Below are 18,157 nucleotides of genomic sequence, written 5' to 3'. Positions count from 1 at the left end.
ATCATTAATCAGAACGATCCTGAGCCCAAAGGCACAAATTAATGCAGGGGTTTAGAAGACTCTTAAACTTTCCGATATATGCTGGCGAAGCTGCCCGTTAACCTTGAGGAAGAGAATCTCCATGCTGCGAAAATCAATGCTTTTATTGACAACAGCCCTGTTTCTAATGGTCCCGTCTTCGTCCGCTTTTTCCCAATTCACTGGAGATCTTGGGGATCAAACAGTGGATCTCGACCTAAAGCCAACGGATGTCATCCTCTGGTCAGGGGTCGACGCACGGATCAACCAGGCTGGCGTCATTGAGCTAGGCCTTAGGCTCGAAACTCGCCAAAATTTCACGATTTATGCCGATAAACTCAAGGTAGAAGGTCCTGAAGGGACTAAAATCATAAACAAAAGCTTGCCTGACACCCGACGTCAGGTAGACCCTGTGAACGGCGGCATGGTGGATGTCTTTTTTGGTGGGGATTTTATCTTTCAATTTTCGAGCCTTGAGCCCTATCAGGCAGCTACATTTCCGGTTCAAGTGACCTTCCTTGGCTGTACTGAGCGCATCTGCCTGTTTCCTTATACGCTGAACTTAGAGTTACCTGTCTTTAAGGATGAAACCGAAGTCATCGCCGCTGTGAAGACCAACGATCAGATCACAGAGGGTTCTTGGACTGCCACAGAGGGTAGCGTAGAAGAAGAGTTTGCTCAAAAACTGGAGCAAGGAGCGCTGCCTTTATGGCTACTCCTGATTGTCGTGTTTTTGGGTGGGCTCGCCACCAACTTAACCCCATGTGTGTTTCCGATGATACCAATAACTATTCGGCTTCTAGGCCGCCAAGGAGAGACAGCTAAGTCTAGTTCAATCCTATACGCTCTTGGCATCGTCGTAACTTATACTGCGATAGGAAGCATCGTGGCGGCCACGGGTGGCCTGTTCGGTTCTCTACTTGCGAATCCAGTGGTCAATGCCGCCTTCGGTATCTTGTTCATCGGCCTCGGGCTAAGCATGCTTGGTTTCGTAAATTTTGCCAAATTGCAAACAATAGGTAACCAGCTAGGAAGTGGAAAATCTTCACGGCTGAACACCTTCCTGATGGGAACAGGTGCCGGGCTAGTGGCAGCACCTTGTACGGGCCCAATTCTAGGCGCTCTTCTGATCTACTCCGCCAAGCTCAACGACCCTCGGCTATCTCTGGGACTGTTTACACTGTATAGTATCGGCTTTGCTTTGCCATATGTATTCCTGGGTATGGCAGCTTCCAAGGTTACTAAACTCCAGGTTTCTCCGAAAATTCAAGTCGGTGTAAAGGTCGCTTTTGCAGGTATCATGTTTGCCTTGGCCCTATACTACCTGAAAACCCCTGCTTACCAGCTCTTGCAACCGGTTCAAGGATACTGGCAGCACGTTGCGATCGGCTCATTTATCGCATTTGGTGTTCTATCCTTCTTAGTGGCGGGCGTGTTGCGCCAGGAAAACAATAAAGGACTGATCACTCTGCCCACGGCCTTTTTAGGTATCGCCCTATTTGGAGTGGCGCAAATTCTCACCGGCGGCAACGTTACAGCAAAGCTAGACTGGTTAAAAACTGAGACTGCAGGCTACGAAATGGCGGCGGAAAAGAATTTGCCAGTACTCGTTGATGGTTGGGCCGATTGGTGTGTAGCCTGTCGCGAGATGGATGCCACGATTTTCCAGGACCAAGAGGTTATTTCTGAGCTGCAAAAAAACTGGGTATTGATTAAGCTGGATCTAACAGAAATCAACGATGAGAACGAAGCTCTGGTGGAAAAGTATAATATGCCAGGCTTACCGACATTAGTCCTTGTGCCCAGTAACGGCGACCTTTCCAAGTCAGTGAGAATCGCCGGGGCCGTGAGCAAGGAAAGACTTTTAAAGGAGCTTCGTCAATTCTCTAGGAATTAACATGCTCCAGCATTTGCTCTATATTATTGCTCCCTCTCGACTGGAAGCATTCAAAGCGGCCATGGGTCGCTTAAACGCTGAGCCCTTAAGCGGGCCAGATATCACAGTCAATTTCATGGTCAAGCACCGCCTGCTCGAAGGCATGAGCCTACAAGTTAGCATTCTCACCGATGTCGATGGCGTGACACCATTCTTAAGACAAAACCCTGTTGATCTTCTTATCTATGACGAGCGTGGCCATGAGCTGCCAGACACTCTGGACGCGATTCGCCTGATTCGCTCTGATGTGAAGCAGTTGGCAGAACTTTGGGGCCCTGACTTTCAGTTTCCCATTAGCCGTGTGGTAGTCATACTCAATAAGGGCCAAGACACAGATAATAAGGTCTTTCAACTGGGTCGCCTGAATGTCCGCGATGTGTTGATTGAGCCTCGCAACACGGCGCTTGTTCTCCGCTGGCTGAAAAATATTCTCTATCATGGCATCATTCGTACTGAAATGGTTGGGCTTGCCCTTAGCGGGGGTGCGATTGAAGGCTTTCTCTATCAGATTGGCGTTATTCATGCCTTGAATCAGGCGATGATCAACCGCAACCTGCAAGACGTCGACGTGGTATCTGGAGTGAGCAGTGGCTCCATAGCTGGTTCTATGGTGGCCAACAAGATTCCGGTGATCGAAATCTTACGATCACTTCACGCAATGGATGCAGAGGTTCAACCACTGAAGCTTAGCACTCTTTTTGACTTTGCTGGCCTTCATATCCTCAGGCGGTTTGCCAAAGTATGGCTTTCCATGCGCACCACGCCACTATCCCAGTGGCTTTCAAACCTAGCCCGCAGTGTTCCCACTGGCTTTTTCAAAGGCAACAAGCTTGAAGAGTACTTCGAGACCACTATCACACAGTATGGTAAAGGCCCTAAGTTCAGTGACTTAGAGGGCATTCAGCTGTATATCGGGGTCACCGATCAAGATAGTTTCAAACACGTAACTCTAGGTAAGCCGCCTCTCCATGATATAAATATTAGCGCAGCCATTCGCGCCTCGGCAGCACTGCCGCCACTTTACACTCCCAAGTCCATCAAAGGACGGAATTACATCGACGGCCAGGTGACGAGAAGTTGCAATCTAGAGTCGGTGGTAGAGGCTGGAGCCCGATTGATATTCATTATCGATCCATTGAAGCCATTTAAAACCAATACAGCAGGCTCAACGGACAAAGAAGGTGGGTTCTACGGCATCGTACAGATGGTTAAGGCGCTTGTTTCAACTCGATTCGACGCATCTCTCAAGGCGATGAGTGAACGATATCCCGATGTTGACTTTATGGTGTTTCAGCCTGATGACCAATGCGCTAAGCTCATGTCCGGCTCGCCGCTCCGTGCTAAGTTTCGCACGGAAATTATTCAGCTTGCCTACGAGGGCACGCTACGCAAGCTTCGCGAGCGCCACAATGTCTATAATGCCATCATGAGCCGTTACGGATTTCACCTTCGCACCGAAGAGGAGATTCGCAGCTTAGAAGGAAGTTATTTTGAGATTCTCGAGCCCACTGGTTCAAGGAACCCTGATTAAACGCTACAAACGATTTCTTGCCGACGTCACCCTGGACGACGGCTCTGTGATTACGGCTCACTGTGCAAATACAGGTAGTATGAAAACCTGCGGCGATCCCGGAGACCGCATCGCGCTCCGCTACGACCCCAACCCAAAGCGTAAATTAGCCTATAGTTGGGAACTGACTCACACCAAAGGTGGGTTCATTGGTATTAATACGATGAACCCCAATCGCATTGTCGAAGAAGCTCTGGTGGAAGGCCGAATAGCGGAGTTTGGGGACTACACCAGCATCCGCCGCGAAGTAAAATATGGGGAAAAATCCAGGATCGACTTCTTGCTAGAAGACGACAGTCATCCCGATTGCTATATCGAAGTTAAGAATGTCACTTTGAAAGTGGGGCAACACCTAGCCTTTCCTGATGCTGTCACCAGCCGGGGGCTAAAGCATCTGCAAGAGTTGACAAGGATGGTCGAGCAGGGACATCGCGCCGCATTGCTGTTCGTCGCCAATCGCCCCGAAGGAAACCACGTCGCCATTGCCAACGATATTGATCCTGCCTACGGAGATGGTATTTTAAAAGCCCGCGATGCTGGAGTTGAAATACTGGCTTATCGGGTAAAATCAGACTTGAACGGCATGCGCATCCAAGGCAAGATTCCAGTTCACTTTTGATCGAGGAAGGACTGCGATATGAGCCAGCTGACACTTTACCATTATTGGCGTTCATCCTGTTCCTGGCGTGTTCGCTGGGCTCTTGAGCTTAAAAAGATTCCTTATCAATCAGTCGCTGTAAATCTTCTCAAGAACGAGCAACAAGATCCCGTCTATACACAAAAGTCTCCTGCTGGATTAGTACCATGCCTTGAGTTTGGTGGTCAGTACCTAAGTGAGTCCATAGCGATCTTAGAGTGGCTTGAGGAACGCTACCCGCAGATGCCACTTCTACCAAGAAACCTGTGGGATCGAGCAAAGGTGAGAGAACTCGTTGGACTGATTGCGTCTGACACCCAACCGATTCAAAACTTGAAAGTTCTCAAATTCCGCTCCTCGGATCAAAAAGAGCGAGCTGTATGGGCCAAGCACTTTATTAGCGAGGGACTGGTTGCCTATGAAAAAGCCATCCAAAAAACCGTTGGGACCTACAGCTTTGGCGGGCAGATCACCTTTGCTGATCTTTGCTTGATACCCCAAGTCTACAATGCGCACCGCTTTAATGTTGATATGAATCAGCTACCTTACTGTGAGGCCATCTACCAAAGATGCCTGAAGCTCCCAAGTTGTGACGCTGCAGCCCCTCATAATCAGCCTGGAGCCCAGCCTTAAACATTAAGCCCTATCGTGTTAATTCTTGAGGCCTCTCTCCAGCCTTTGCGAGTTCGATAGACTTTGGAGCCAGAAAGTCCATAAACGGACTCGGCTCATTGGCATCGCGATACCAGCGTTTGTAATAGAAGTAGTTACGCATCACAAGCTTCACGTAGGCACGAGTCTCGCGATACGGAATTCGCTCGATGTAGGCTAAAGTATCGCTGGCATCGATATTGGCCATCCATTTTTCAGTTGCCGTTGGGTTTGCGTTGTATGATGTGAGCACATGAATCGGATTCTTGTACTTTTTAAACAAGCGATAAACGTGGTGAATCCCCAAAGCTAAGTTCGCTTCAGCCTCATAGATCCTCTTTTTTCGTGCTTTATTGATAAGTGCTTTACGGTGCTTGTTAGGAACGTAGCCCCGCTGCAAGCTCCGGGCTTCCAGCCTGGCTGTCGCTGGCATCAACTGCATGAGCCCCGCCGCCCCTACTGGAGATCGAGCTTGTGGGTTGAATACACTTTCCTGACGGATGATAGCAAAGACATAGTCTGGATCGACATCCAATCGCCTTGCATAGCTCTGCACTGTATCAGCGTATGCCTTCGGAAAGAGCAGCCGCTCCATGCCCCTGGGCAGCGAATGCCGAAACGCTCTTGGTAGGTTGACAAACTTTTTGATCGAGGCCAACCAATCCCCGGATGCATGTAGATACATCGCCTTCACTAGATTCTTCCGGTGATCATCTGGCTCCCCGCCTAGCTCTTTAGTCTCACACGAGGCTTCGCCCTTGAGCCCTAGTTTTAACAGTGCTTCGATCCGATCCACAGTGACTTGCTCGTCCTTGGTGTAGACTTTTAAAAGATGATCTTTATCAAACTTCGGAACTCGAACTGGCTGCAAAACCAATCGTTTACCCATCAGAGTTTCGAGCATGTAGTGACCGACCGCACCATAGAAAGTCGAGTAGAATTCACTAGCCAAGCGTCGCCAGTATTCCATCGTCTTGATACGATCGCCCATGGACAAACTCAGCTTGCCGGCCCAAAAAAGTGCCAAAGATAGAGTTGACGCATCACGATCATCCATCGCTTTCAGGGTTTCACTGGTGATCAATTCTTCCGCATAGCGCAGCGCCGTCTGAGGCTTGCCTGTGATGGTATGAAGCATCACTAGCGAGGTTTTGGCTTCGTTGACCTTTTCATCTTTCGGGAACTGATTCACATAGGACTCGTAGCTCGCAACAGCCTTCTCCAGCTTGCCCTCGTTCTCATCAACCCTAGCTGTCGTGTAGAGAGTACGCGCTAAGATTTCCTTGTGATTGCCTTTCTTGGCATTTTCCACAAGATAGCTAAGGATCTCCCGCGTCTGCTCAAACTTATCTCTGGACCAGTAGATTAAGGCCTTCCGTCGGAGTACGATTTCTTCTCCTTGGAAGCCATATTGAGCTTCCAGGTGCTTTTTCATACGACTCAAGAAGCGAAGGCGAGCCCTACGCCCTTGGCGACGAAAGCAACTCTCCACCTTGTTTGTCATGGTTGCTACTTTCATAAGTTGAGACTTATCGGTGTCTTTACGAATCCCCGAAATCAGATGTTTCTTTGCGGTGTTACAGCGCCGTCGCTGGGTATTCTCGGTAACCTTCGAAAGGCTCAAGTGGGGCTCTTGTAAGGTCTCATCCTCCGCCTTGGTCTTTTCATCAAGCACCCACTTGTGATCACTGACTAGCTTAGAGTGTGGCCTTATTGCTTCTGCAAGCTCCTCTCTGATCTCATGGTGCTTCTCTTCATCTGTCATTTCCAGCAGGTCTTCTAGGGCCATCCGTTGAAATCTCTGCGAGTTGAAGCCACTGATTTTAGTTAAAAAGCCTCTCACCTCAACCGCCGATAGAAGCTCTCGATCCCCTCGATCGAGCTGTCTCAAGATCATCTCCTTTTGGGGACAAATATGCCCAGGCCATGCAGCAATATCTTGGTCGAGACGAGCAATCAGCGATTTCGAAGCAAGGTTTGACTCGATCACTTCATTTAAAACATCTGGGTAAAGAATATGCTCCTTTAGCTTGTTTCGATAAGTTTCATTGGCAAAGTTTCTTTCGAAATCGGCAATAAACTGACGGCGCTTCTTCCGCGAAAGCTGACGAATCCGCTTAAGATCGACAAATAACCTTTCCGTTAGACTCAGACCTTGAACGAACTCTTCAAATTGCTTTGTACTCATGTCTGTTGGCTCAACAACAGCATTGACGGACTCTTCCCAGGCAGCAAAGGCCGGATCAACTAAGGCCTCTCCAGGCTTGAGCTCCTTTAGTGCATAGGACTCGGGAGGGGTTGGAGCTTCGATCCTAGGGGCCACCGAAAATGATAGGAAAATAGAGATTGCCACAAAATATCTCAAAATGGATAACTCCTGTCATTTTTTACGGGCGCGAAAGGCAACAGGCCAAGACAGCCAGAGTCATTGCCTTCGATTAGCGCTGGAATAAACGCATCGTCCTTAGTATAGCAGAGTTCCCAGATTTTTCTTTGTAAGTCAGTCAAGTCTTCTGATTACTCCTATGAATTCTGACTGCTTCTAGGTTATTGTGAGTGAAAGTTCTTGTCACTTAGAGGTTCATGGATGCAAAATACCGCTCATTCAAAAGAAGCTATGAATACAGAAAAGCCTTCGATTGTTCGCAGACTCTACGACTGGGTCCTCCATTGGGCTGACACCCCTTATGGGTTTACGGCATTGGTCCTCATCTCGTTTGTAGAAAGCAGCTTTTTCCCTATTCCTCCCGATGTGCTCCTCATGGCTCTTGTCTTAGCAGCACCCACAAAGTGGGCAAAAATTGCCTTTGCATGCACACTGGCCTCCGTTGCAGGTGGAGTCGCTGGCTACGGAATTGGCGTCCTAGCCTGGGACACCATGGGAATGTGGATTGTGGAAAATCTGGTACGAGTGCCTCTAACGCCAGTGGACGGCCGCATGGATATAGCGTTACCAGCATACATGACCAAAATGTTTGGTGACTCACTTGGTGGCAGCTACCTGTTTCAAGTCTACGACACTTGGGGTGCCTGGATTGTTGGCATCTTCGGCCTGACACCCCTGCCTTATAAACTTGTGACCATCACAGCTGGGGTTGCCCAACTCAACCTGCCGGTGTTCATCATCACCTCGATCGTTGCCCGGGGCTTTCGTTTCTTCGTGGTGTCCTACATCTTGTTCAAGGTTGGAGAGCCAGCAAAAGCTTTTATTGATAAGCATTTTAACAAGCTAACGATCATCTTCGTCGTTCTGCTTATCGGTGGCTTTGCTGTGCTCAAGCTGATTTTTTAGAAAAATAATGCCTGGTCTTCTGGTAGCCAACCACGCTTTTGATCAGCCAGCTCGATGGCATACCAGCGACCTTGCTTCTCTAATAATTTTATTGCTGCTCCCTCGTGGAGCTTAAAAACAACCACACTATTCTGATCGCTCGGGCCAGCATAAACGTCAACGGATTTGGCAGTGACGGCCCCCCACTGTTCTTGTTGGACCATGCGAAGACCCAGCACTGAACCAGTCATAAGCCCAAGCAATCCTAGCAAAGCTGCTCCTGACCACGTAACCTTGCGCCAGGGGATTGACCAAAAGCCAAAGCTAATCAAAATGGCGGCCCCCGAGACCAAGATCATAACGACGAAAAACAGTTCTTTGAGGCTCAGAAACGATTTGAGCGTAAGACTATCTTGAATGGACGACTTAGTGGTCACCTGATCTTTCAACTGCTTCTGTAAAAATTCAATATTGGCTTTAATGTCGGGATCTCTAGGAGCTAGGTCCTGCGCTCTCAAGTAAGCTGCCATAGCTCGCCCCTTGTCGCCGGCCTTGTAGTAGCTATTTCCCAAGTTGAAGAGAACTGATGCATTTTGATGCTCTTCTGAAAGAGCCTGTCTATACTTCTGAGCAGCAGCTTCAAACTTACCTTGCTGATAAAGACCCAAGGCTTCACCTAAAGGTTCCCCAAAACCCAAATTCTCGGGAAAGAAACTGAAACATATCAAAGGTAGGATCAACTTTAACATTGCTTCTCCAGAGTTTTTACAATTTCATCTGTTTTCGCTACGAGAGCTGTGACATTTTCTGGCTCAGCTTTTGAGTAGCGAACCCGATCCATCTCGCGAAATAGCGTAACTGCTGCTCCCACCGTTTCGGAGGAGATGCCTCGGTCCTGCAATCTTTTTGAGATGTCTTTTTCAGTGAGAGCCTTGCCTTTTACATCGAGCTTGTTTCCCAAATACTTTCGGAAACAGTCCTGGACCTCCATCACACCTTTCACCGGACTCTCTTCCAGAGCCTGATTCACTCTTGAACGTTCCTTCTGAAAGTATCGAAACGCTTGGCTGTAGCGGCGGCGACGAAGCTTCTCAGCATCATTGCTGTTCCAGCTCTGATAGGCCAGCACAGCTGGGATACTCAGCAAACTCAGAATCATCACCAGCATTCCTAAGGCCATGGTTGTGGTATTTAGCTTGTCGTTATTCAAAAGCTCATCAGGACTATGGAGGCCGATAATATCGGTGCCCAAAACTTTCACCTGCTCTCTGGTGTCTGGCTGCGTTTCGACCACACTTGCTGCATTGCTACCCCCTACTGGAGCAGGCACGGTGCCCTGAGATACGTCCAAGGAACCAAGATCTTCCCGTAGCCATCGATAACTTTTGGAGTCTGGGTCAAAGTACTGAATGTTGACCGCACCTAGTGGAACCTGACCAACCCGATTCGGGACAAGAGCATAATTAAACGTCTTCTCTGCCCGGATTTCGGCTCCGAGCAGCTCCAGCTCATCCACAGCTTTATCCTTGTAAACCTTGAATGCTGCAGACGATTGAAAGTCTAGGACTGGATCAGCCATAGCCTTGGTTTCACCGTTACCTTCCAGCTTCAGAGACACCACCACGTTCTCGCCAGTTTTCACCTGGCGCTTTTCAACCTCAGTTTTGAGTTTAAAGGTACCTACAAGCCCACTAAAATCTTTGGAGCGACCGGCTGCTGGCAGCGGCTTCACCTTTAGTTCGATGTCATTGCTGGGCACAAGCTCCTTGCGAATTGATGGCTGAAAAAAACCACGGCGGCCAGTAGGAAGATAGGCAATCACGCGAGTCGGCGGAACGGTGAGATCTCCCGCCTGATCAATAACCAAGAGATATTTCTGCTCAACTACTTGAAACTGCTTATCATCTCTCTCACGAACGTCAACCTTCGGCTCTCCCAAAGGCTCAGCTCTCATGCCAGATGGAATCTGAGGGTGGAATTCCGGTGCATTTTGCATCTCATAGCGGCTAAAAAGCTGCACTGATAGGATAGCAGTCTCCCCTTGAAAAAGTTCGTCTTTGCTCAAAGACTGCTCGGCATAGATCGATCTTTGCCGACGGACAGCCATGGTCAGTTCGCGAACCTTTATGGTTAGTGGTAAGGTCTTTTCGAGGCGACCATCCAGCAAGAGTTCAATCGCAGGAATTTTAAAGGTACCAGCTCTCTGCGGTTCTAGTATGTAGGTATAACGAACTTCGCTCGAACGCCGACCATTAATAAACTGCTCAAAACGTGACGTGCCCGCGTTCGTTACAGAGAGTCCTGGAACATCAGGAAACTCAGGGGCGCCTGTAGCGTTGCCTTGAACCACTAAGGTATACTGAAACTGATCCTCTGTGGTGCCTTCCGTGCGATCTAAGCTACCTGTAAGAACTCCTGCTTGCAAGGAGGCGCTGACAAGCATTGTTCCAATGAGGAAAATAAGATTACCAATCATTGCCATTACGGGGCTCCTCTTGCACATCGTCGCGTCTCAGGTGAAATTTTCCCACTTTATCTTCTACACTTCTCAATAATTTTTCTGCATTCTGTATCGCCATTTCTTTGTCACTCAACGCTTGTTTCTCAGATTCTTGACCAACAACTCCCACTGGCTGTGAGTTTTCTGCTTCCGCCTGCGCTTCGGCTTCTGCCTCTTGACCGCCTTGCTGTAGTGACTCTTCTTGCTGTTTTAGAGCCTGAGCATCTTGAGGTCGTTCGGCTTCAGCTTCTTTCTCACTTAATTCCTTGGATTCACTGCCGCTTGAGCCTGCTTGCTGCTCCTCACCTTGATCAGGGGAAGCTGCCTGATCTTCACCATCTTTGTCATCGGATGGTGTTTGCTCTTGGCCTTGTTCATTGGCCTTCTGCCCCTCTTCCGAGCCGTTTTCAGACTCCTGCTGGCCTTCTTGCTCCTGCCCTTGTTTGGAGTCAGAGGACTGCTGCTCCTGCCCCTCTTGAGCAGCATCCTTGCTCTGCTCGGAGTTTTTGGAATCTTGCTGTTCACCCTGCTGGCTCTGATCGCCGTCTTGACTTTGGTCTTCTTGCTCGTCGCCCTGCCCTTCAGGAGGCTGTTCTTGCTCACCCTCTTGCTCCTGGATGTGCTTTTCGAGCCACTGGATGTTTTCCTGAATCATCTTGCTCTCTAGGTCGAAACTCAGGGCTTCACGCCAACTATCCAAAGCTAATTTCGGCTTTTGCAGCTGGAGTTGAGCCATACCTCGATTATATAGAGCCTTAGCTTTTAGCTCCCTGTCACTCGTTTCAGAGGCCAAGGTGAAAACGGCTTCGGCTTCTTTAAACTTCGTTTCTTGAAAGTAAGCAACTCCAAGATTGTAACGCTGCTGATGATCATCAGGTCTCTCGCGAAGGTGATTCTTAAACAGCTCTATTGCTGATTGGTATTCACCATCGCGAAAGTAATCATAGGCTTCTGAAACTACTTCGCCCATGGCAGAGCTAGCCCCAAGGAGCGCCCACACAAAGATAATTGCAACCTTCATGAATACCTCACAAAGCTTTCCAAATCCTGTAGGATGTTCAATGTCTGTTCCTTAAGGCTATGAAGCTCTTCAATTTTTAAACGATGGTTTTGGTAATTCACACGATCCGAATGCTCCAAAACATCTTTGAACGCCTCTAGGTGATTGGTCAAAGGCCAATGCCTCTGTATGGCGTTATTGATTTCGAATCTTGTCATATCAGTGAAGGGTAGCTTGACAATGTGCTCCAAGGCTCCCCTCAGCCCGATGCTGAGGCGCGATAAGAATGGCCCTTGGGTTTCTTCTGAAACCTCAAGAGTTTCAATATCCCTGCGAATTGCTGCAATCTTTTCTTCTGAACGAACCACAAGGGTGCCTTTATTAGACTTAGCTCGTACCAGAAACCAACGCACTACTGCAAAGATTACCAGCAAGCCTAGCCCAATCAAAAGTAGCCAGAGCCAAAGAGGATCACTCGTCGTTGTATCAAGCCCCATCAGACCATGGGGTGGTTGCGGAATAGATGCTGTTTCCATTAGGGAACATCCACCCGTTCAAACAACTTCGCAACTAAGTCTTCACTTGTAACGTTTTCCGCCTCGGCTTCATAGGTAGGCATGATTCGATGCCGTAAGATATCAGGACCCACATCCTTGACATCCTGTGGTGTTACATAGGAGCGACCTTCCATCAGGGCCTGGGCGCGAGCGGCCTTTTCCAGATTGATCGATGCCCGTGGGGAAGCTCCCACATGGATCATCCCTTTCAGATCGTAAATCCCTTGCCCCCCAGGATCTCTGGTAGCAAAGACGAGCTGAACGATATACTGGCGAACTTGATCGGAGACATAGATCCGATTAACAAGCTCTCTCATCCTTAAGATATCAGAAGCCGTGATCGTTTCTTCAAGATCGATTTCGACACCACTCGCCATTCGGCGCATGATTTCCTGCTCTTCGTCCATAGAACCATAGCCCACTTTCACCTTAAATAAGAAGCGGTCTACTTGGGCTTCTGGAAGGGGATATGTTCCCTCTTGCTCGATGGGGTTTTGGGTTGCCATAACTAAAAATGGCTTGTCGAGGCGATAGGTTTCATCGCCCAAGGTCACTTGCTTTTCCTGCATCGCTTCAAGTAAGGCGGACTGGACTTTTGCTGGCGCTCTGTTGATTTCATCCGCGATCAATAGGTTGCAAAAAACGGGTCCCTTCTTAACTTGAAACTGGCCCTCTTTAGGATCGTAGATCTGTGTTCCGATCACATCCGCAGGCAACAGATCAGGAGTGAACTGAATCCGCTTCACTGCGAGATCAGACGAATCTCCCAAGGCCTTTACAGCGGTTGTCTTAGCCAGACCTGGCAAGCCTTCCAATAAGACATGACCGTCACACAAAAGACCCATCAACAACCTTTCGGCAACGTGGCTCTGGCCCACTAGGCGTCGCCCCATCATAGTAACGACTTGTTTTAAGGTCGTACCTTCCTGTACTATCTGTTCTTCAATATCACGATCCATAGCAACGACTCCTTCAGCAACGATGTCGACATTTTTTTCGATTAAGCAAATATAGGGGTAACAGCAACAGGGCCAAAGACCACCAGCTTGACCCTTGAGCACCAATGCTGCCGCAGCCAGGGCGCACAGCATCACGCTTCTCCGTGAATATAGGGTCACTTTTCTCAACGGACAAATCAACCGCCGCCAGTGCATTCACAACCCCTCCACCCAAGAGTGGCACCAGTTCTTGCCCAGAGACTCGCGGGCGGAACGCGTTATTCACACCATCGCGGTAGAGATTATCGGGCACCGCCGAGTTTAAGACCCGCGATCGGAGTTGATCGTAGTCCAGAGTGGGCTCGGCAGCAAGCACTAAGCCAGCCACACCAGCTACCACCGGAGATGCCATTGAAGTGCCCTCGGTGCAATAAGATAGTCCCCCAGGAATCGAGGATAGAATCCCTGATGTGATTCGGCAGCTACCAGAACCGGGAGCAGATATATCAACCCACATTCCAAAGTTGGATGAAGGTGCTTTTTGGGGGGTATCAGAGCTACTATCCACCGATGATACTGCGATCACATCTTCGAAAGCTGCGGGGTACTGAGGCTTCATGGTGTCCTCGTTGCCTGCCGCTGCAACAGTCAATATCCCACGCCCAAACTTCGTGAGAGACTCGATGAAGAGCCCTACAGAGCGCGACTTTTGAAATTTGCCAAAGGAGGCATTGATCACCCGCACCAGCGGCTCTCCCCCTACAGTGAAGCCAGACACATAAGCTAGTCCAGCGATAATCGCGCTATCTTCAATCTGGAAGCTTTCCCTCCCATTCTCCTCTTTGATGCCAACCACCTTAACCACCAACACCCGGCAATAGGGGCAAACTCCAACATACGAGCTGTCTTGAGCAGCGATAATCCCAGTTACATGAGTTCCATGGGCACAGTTAGACTGTTCGTTATTGCAGGATTGATTGAATCCCGAAGTTCCCGCGGGGTAAACAGTTCCGCGGCCTAAGACATCTTTCTTGGTATCAGTGGTGTCGCACCCATAGAGATCCTCAAGACAAAGCTGATTTTGTCCGTCGGTATTAAGGTAAATGTTATCAGCTAGCGCAGGATGAAGAACATCCACCCCTGAGTCTAAAACTGCTATAACAGGAGAATCCACCGCGGGATTCTCGTTAAAATATTGGATCGTACTGATATAGGCAATCTGATCGAGCCAAGGAAAGGACACTGGATCGTTGAAATTGGTGATGATGTCATCTTCTAAAACACCCTTAGGCTTACTGATATAGTTCGGCTCAGCATACCAAATCACACCCTGCTCATACCAGGTGTGCAGCTGCGTGTGAGCTGCTTCTTGAGAGCTAAACTGCACTTTCGAGATAGCGGCTCGATCTTGCTTCGGATTATGAAACCGAAGCTCCAGACCCGAGGGGCCTGGCAAACGATCGAGAAGGGGCTTGAAGCTGAATTGAGGATCGCTCAAGTTTAAGTTCGCAAGAAGGTCAATACTAATCAGCTCTGACTTACCCAAAGCCTTATCTGCAAGTCCGTGCATGGTTTGCTTGCGGATACCATAGCTATTGATAGCAGCAGATGATGTGCCTGTGGGGACTCCTTTGAAAGCCACAAGATAGGAACCCTCCACAGCATCACCACGGATCAGCTCTTCTTCAGTAGGATGGGTCAGCCAACCATGATCAGACATGGTGTCAGCTGGCGATGATTCTCCATTCACGTCTCCCTCACGCCCGCAAGCTAGAGTGAGCCAAAGTAAAGTAACTGTAAACAAAGGACGCAAAAGCTTCTCCTACAGCGATTTCCCACCCATTCTAAAAGGTCCGACCAAACTTTTCACGAGAAAAACATGGTGATATTGAGGCCAGATTACACAAGTGATTTTATGTAGCCAAAACATCCACAGATATAGATATCCACAGCCTTCTTCCCGAAGTTATCCACAGGAAAAGTGGATAAACCCTGTATAGGCCGATAATTACCCCATGATTCCAAGGCGTTAATTGAGTTGTTCAAAAAATATGCATAGCGGCCTACGACGGATCGAGGCGCTATATATAGTAGGGTGGTCTAAACCAACCAGCCTATTACCAAAAAGGCATAGGCATGAGATTATATGTCTAGGTGGATGCTTATACCTATAATATGACAGGTTGCAATGATGGTACAGAGAAAAATGACGGAACACAAAATTGCCTTCTATATATTATCCATGGCATCACGAGCGACTAGACGATCATCAAAGTCTATCCTATCTTTGCCGATGATCTGATAATCTTCATGGCCCTTGCCAGCAATCAGCAGGCAGTCCCGAGGGTTGAGCATGCCGACAGCGGTTGCTATTGCCTGTCGCCGATCGATCTCCACCGTACAGCGGGCTTTAGCATCTGCCGGAAGCCCTGCGACGATGTCATCGATGATTTGCTGCGGATCTTCAGTTCGCGGGTTGTCAGATGTGATCAATAAGTGATCCCCATAGCGAGCTGCCGCTTGTGCCATCAGCGGCCTCTTACCCCGATCCCGATCGCCACCACAACCGAAGACCACGACAAGTCGCTTGGTAGCGAGAGGTCTCAGGCTTGCAAGGCATTTCTCCAATGCATCTGGCGTATGAGCGTAGTCCACGAGAACCACACGCTCGTCAGATCCTTGCGATTGCACCCGCTCCAACCTTCCAGGCACCGTCGAAAGTTGGTTCAAGAGTTCTTGTAGACTTGTGCTTTGCCAATGTTCTCTCAGTAGGATTAATACCCCCACTAGGTTTTGAACAATGAAGTCGCCCACAAGGGGAACGTTCAAATTACACTGATGACTTTCATATTGCAGTTGCAAACGACAGCCATCTAAAGACGCTTCTTGCAAGCTCATTTGCCAATCGCCGCGACTCCCATAGGAGATCACTCGCTCCTCACCCTTAGCCTGCAAGAGCGGCATCACACTTTCATGGGCAACCTTTGCTCCCCCCGCCTCCAAATAGGTACGAAACGCCTGCAACTTGGCATCAAAATACTCTTCCATGGTCTCATGAAAATCCAGGTGATCCCTTGAGAAGCTTGTGAACAAAACCCCTTGAAAACGGATAGGGCCAAGCTTTTCCTGAACAATCGCGTGAGAGGACACCTCCATCACAATAAGATCAGCGCCACGATCAGCAGCAGCTTTTAAAAGTGAGAAGAGTTCGTCTGGATCAGGTGTTGTGTGACGGGTTGGAAAGAACTCATCGCCTAGGAAAGCCCCCATGGTACCAATAACAAAAACCTTCTTGCCAACTGGCTTTAAAAGAGACTGACTCAACCAAGCTGATGAGGTTTTACCATTGGTTCCAGTGACTCCATACATGGGGACACGAGTTTCGGGATGACCATGAACCATCGCAGCAATATACGCCCAAACCTTTCGGGAGTTTTTCACCAAGATATGATTGAAGCCCTTTACATCCGGCAAAAATTTGGGTTTATCGAGAATGACCAGGCCTGCACCGTTTGCCGTCATATCACATAAGGTCTCGTGAGAATCGAAGCTCACCCCTTGATAAGCGATAAACACATCACCAGCCTTTAGCTGACGGCTATCGCTAACGACTTGCCCCAGACTTTGCGGTTGGACAATCTCTTCAGCCTGAATCAAGTTTTCTTGTCGAAGATAAGCAAGCAGTTCCGATAATTCCGGCGACTTCACAGCAGCCCTCCTCTCGTTAGGGCTTTTTGGGGTCAAATCGCGGTTTCAAGCCCTGCCAGCATTGGTGATAGTCCTCTTGTAAAGTGGGAGTATCCATTGCAAAAGCTGTGGTTTTATAGATGTAAGACGACTCAAACATGAAAGCTAACGTGTTGCCTTGATACTCTGGTTTTAGCTCCACATCACTAGCACGATCAAAAACCTTGGCCTCGGGACCATGGGCAGCCATGCAAGAGTGCAAGCTTCCCCCACCAGGCTCAAAGCCTCCATCAGGTTTGGCATCGTAAGCCCCATGAATCAACCCCATGTACTCACTCATCACATTGCGATGATAGTAGGGAGGGCGAAAGGTATCCTCTGCCACCATCCACCTCGGTGGAAAAATTACGAAATCAACGTTGGCACAACCAGGGTGCTCTGACGGCGAGGTCAGTACGGTGAAGATTGAGGGATCAGGATGATCGTAGCTGACTGTGTTTATCGTATTGAACAGCTTGAGATCGTATTTATAGGGAGCATAGTTTCCATGCCAAGCTACGACGTCCAGTGGCGAATGACTGATGGCTGCTGTAAAGAATTTACCACCATACTTGCAGAGTAGCTGAAAGTCACCAGATCGCTCCTCGTAGGCGGCCACCGGGCTTTGAAAATCACGAGGATTTGCAAGCCCGTTCGAGCCAATAGGGCCAAGATCAGGGAGGATCATATGGTTGCCGTAGATTTCCAGCATGTAGCCGCACGCATCGCCCTTGGGCAGTTCCGCTTGAAACTTCACTCCTCTAGGAATCATCGCAATTTCCGTCGGTTCTACTGACATTGTGCCGAACTCAGTTTTCAGGAGCAGCTCTCCCGATTGGGGAACGATCAACAAATCACCGTCTGAGTTGTAGAAATACTCATCTTTCATTGACTCATTGGCAGAGTAAAGATGAATGGCACTACCAGCACGCATTGCCGCATCCCCATTGGCAGCAACTGTAACCATCCCTTGAATCAAATGGGTCGACCCAGAGGGTTTTGGCATCGGGTCCCAGCGAAGTTGCTGCGGAGTAATATGGTCATCACCCAAGGGGGCTGATTGAATCGCTTCGAATCCGGTCGCAGGGGCAAAGGCCCCTTGGAGTACAGATGGCCGGATACGATAGAGCCAAGTCCTTAAATTTTCATGCCTTCTCGCCGTAAAGGCAGTTCCAGAAAGCAGCTCAGGAATCAAACCATAAGGGGGCTTTTGGGGTGAGTTTTTTCCATATGGCAAAGCTCCGGGCAAGGCCTCGGTGCTGATGTGATTGCCGAATCCCTGAATATACTGATAGTCCTGTGTCATAGTCACCCTCCAGTTTCAAATTCGCCATTTGTCAGCCAATCATATCG

14 protein-coding genes are annotated in these 18,157 nt (G+C 48.9%); 5 read left to right on the top strand and 9 right to left on the bottom strand.

Annotated features, from left to right (window positions below; genetic code table 11):
* The first annotated feature begins 121 nt into the window (after window positions 1–121).
* From B9N89_RS10805 to maiA, 4 genes are read left to right on the top strand one after another with little or no spacing between them, the layout of a single operon-like run.
* Window positions 122–1,915, top strand: coding sequence for a protein-disulfide reductase DsbD family protein (locus tag B9N89_RS10805; protein ID WP_132318551.1), 1,794 nt, complete (start codon window positions 122–124; stop codon window positions 1,913–1,915).
* A gap of 1 nt (window position 1,916) precedes the next feature.
* Complete coding sequence (locus B9N89_RS10800) at window positions 1,917–3,485, top strand: patatin-like phospholipase family protein (RefSeq protein WP_132318553.1); 1,569 nt, start codon at window positions 1,917–1,919, stop codon at window positions 3,483–3,485.
* Window positions 3,445–4,143: a DNA/RNA nuclease SfsA gene (sfsA, locus tag B9N89_RS10795; protein WP_132318555.1), complete on the top strand. Its 699-nt coding sequence runs from the start codon at window positions 3,445–3,447 to the stop codon at window positions 4,141–4,143. Before B9N89_RS10800 ends, sfsA begins: the two co-directional genes overlap by 41 nt.
* 18 nt (window positions 4,144–4,161) lie before the next feature.
* The gene (maiA, locus tag B9N89_RS10790) at window positions 4,162–4,794 is read left to right on the top strand and encodes a maleylacetoacetate isomerase (protein WP_200820694.1); all 633 of its coding nucleotides are present in this window, start codon (window positions 4,162–4,164) and stop codon (window positions 4,792–4,794) included.
* 10 nt (window positions 4,795–4,804) lie between these two features.
* Here the strand turns inward: maiA and B9N89_RS10785 are convergent, their stop codons facing one another.
* Entirely contained in the window at window positions 4,805–7,177 is a 2,373-nt protein-coding gene (locus tag B9N89_RS10785; RefSeq protein WP_132318557.1) for a lytic transglycosylase domain-containing protein, read from the bottom strand.
* 252 nt (window positions 7,178–7,429) lie between these two features.
* Here B9N89_RS10785 and B9N89_RS10780 point away from each other — a divergent pair, with 252 nt between their 5' ends.
* Window positions 7,430–8,104 carry a YqaA family protein gene (locus B9N89_RS10780; RefSeq protein WP_132318669.1) on the top strand — a complete coding sequence of 225 codons (675 nt, stop codon included), beginning with the start codon at window positions 7,430–7,432 and terminating at the stop codon, window positions 8,102–8,104.
* On the opposite strand, the gene B9N89_RS10775 is transcribed toward B9N89_RS10780, so the two are convergent.
* The 8 genes from B9N89_RS10775 to hmgA form a co-directional block, all read right to left on the bottom strand.
* Entirely contained in the window at window positions 8,101–8,832 is a 732-nt protein-coding gene (locus B9N89_RS10775; protein ID WP_132318559.1) for a tetratricopeptide repeat protein, read from the bottom strand. The genes B9N89_RS10780 and B9N89_RS10775 overlap by 4 nt on opposite strands.
* Entirely contained in the window at window positions 8,826–10,565 is a 1,740-nt protein-coding gene (locus tag B9N89_RS10770; protein WP_159455296.1) for a BatD family protein, read from the bottom strand. Before B9N89_RS10770 ends, B9N89_RS10775 begins: the two co-directional genes overlap by 7 nt.
* Complete coding sequence (locus B9N89_RS10765; RefSeq protein WP_132318563.1) at window positions 10,549–11,604, bottom strand: CDC27 family protein; 1,056 nt, start codon at window positions 11,602–11,604, stop codon at window positions 10,549–10,551. The genes B9N89_RS10770 and B9N89_RS10765 overlap by 17 nt, the downstream gene beginning before the upstream one ends.
* Window positions 11,601–12,119 carry a hypothetical protein gene (locus B9N89_RS10760; protein ID WP_132318565.1) on the bottom strand — a complete coding sequence of 173 codons (519 nt, stop codon included), beginning with the start codon at window positions 12,117–12,119 and terminating at the stop codon, window positions 11,601–11,603. The genes B9N89_RS10765 and B9N89_RS10760 overlap by 4 nt, the downstream gene beginning before the upstream one ends.
* A complete protein-coding gene (locus B9N89_RS10755; protein WP_132318567.1) occupies window positions 12,119–13,099 on the bottom strand; it encodes an AAA family ATPase in 981 nt (326 codons plus the stop codon). Before B9N89_RS10755 ends, B9N89_RS10760 begins: the two co-directional genes overlap by 1 nt.
* Window positions 13,100–13,112: 13 nt before the next feature.
* On the bottom strand, window positions 13,113–14,891 hold the full coding sequence (locus tag B9N89_RS10750) for a S8 family peptidase (protein ID WP_132318569.1): 1,779 nt from the start codon (window positions 14,889–14,891) through the stop codon (window positions 13,113–13,115).
* 416 nt (window positions 14,892–15,307) lie between these two features.
* Complete coding sequence (locus B9N89_RS10745; RefSeq protein ID WP_159455295.1) at window positions 15,308–16,786, bottom strand: UDP-N-acetylmuramoyl-L-alanyl-D-glutamate--2,6-diaminopimelate ligase; 1,479 nt, start codon at window positions 16,784–16,786, stop codon at window positions 15,308–15,310.
* A 16-nt stretch (window positions 16,787–16,802) separates the two neighbouring features.
* A complete protein-coding gene (gene hmgA, locus B9N89_RS10740; RefSeq protein ID WP_132318573.1) occupies window positions 16,803–18,110 on the bottom strand; it encodes a homogentisate 1,2-dioxygenase in 1,308 nt (435 codons plus the stop codon).
* Window positions 18,111–18,157: the final 47 nt, after the last annotated feature.

The sequence above is a fragment of the Pseudobacteriovorax antillogorgiicola genome (genome assembly GCF_900177345.1).
GTDB classification, from domain to species: domain Bacteria; phylum Bdellovibrionota_B; class Oligoflexia; order Oligoflexales; family Oligoflexaceae; genus Pseudobacteriovorax; species Pseudobacteriovorax antillogorgiicola.
The sequence above is the reverse complement of the archived record's forward strand: the minus strand, read 5'-3'. Positions and strand labels throughout refer to the sequence as shown.

Bases quoted from the DNA above. Each gene is read 5' to 3' on its own strand.
- B9N89_RS10765 (WP_132318563.1), bottom strand. From the start codon at position 11,604: ATGAAGGTTGCAATTATCTTTGTGTGGGCGCTCCTTGGGGCTAGCTCT.
- maiA (WP_200820694.1), top strand. From the start codon at position 4,162: ATGAGCCAGCTGACACTTTACCATTATTGGCGTTCATCCTGTTCCTGG.
- B9N89_RS10760 (WP_132318565.1), bottom strand. From the start codon at position 12,119: ATGGAAACAGCATCTATTCCGCAACCACCCCATGGTCTGATGGGGCTT.
- B9N89_RS10770 (WP_159455296.1), bottom strand. From the start codon at position 10,565: ATGGCAATGATTGGTAATCTTATTTTCCTCATTGGAACAATGCTTGTC.
- B9N89_RS10755 (WP_132318567.1), bottom strand. From the start codon at position 13,099: ATGGATCGTGATATTGAAGAACAGATAGTACAGGAAGGTACGACCTTA.
- B9N89_RS10780 (WP_132318669.1), top strand. From the start codon at position 7,430: ATGAATACAGAAAAGCCTTCGATTGTTCGCAGACTCTACGACTGGGTC.
- hmgA (WP_132318573.1), bottom strand. From the start codon at position 18,110: ATGACACAGGACTATCAGTATATTCAGGGATTCGGCAATCACATCAGC.
- B9N89_RS10800 (WP_132318553.1), top strand. From the start codon at position 1,917: ATGCTCCAGCATTTGCTCTATATTATTGCTCCCTCTCGACTGGAAGCA.
- B9N89_RS10775 (WP_132318559.1), bottom strand. From the start codon at position 8,832: ATGTTAAAGTTGATCCTACCTTTGATATGTTTCAGTTTCTTTCCCGAG.
- B9N89_RS10805 (WP_132318551.1), top strand. From the start codon at position 122: ATGCTGCGAAAATCAATGCTTTTATTGACAACAGCCCTGTTTCTAATG.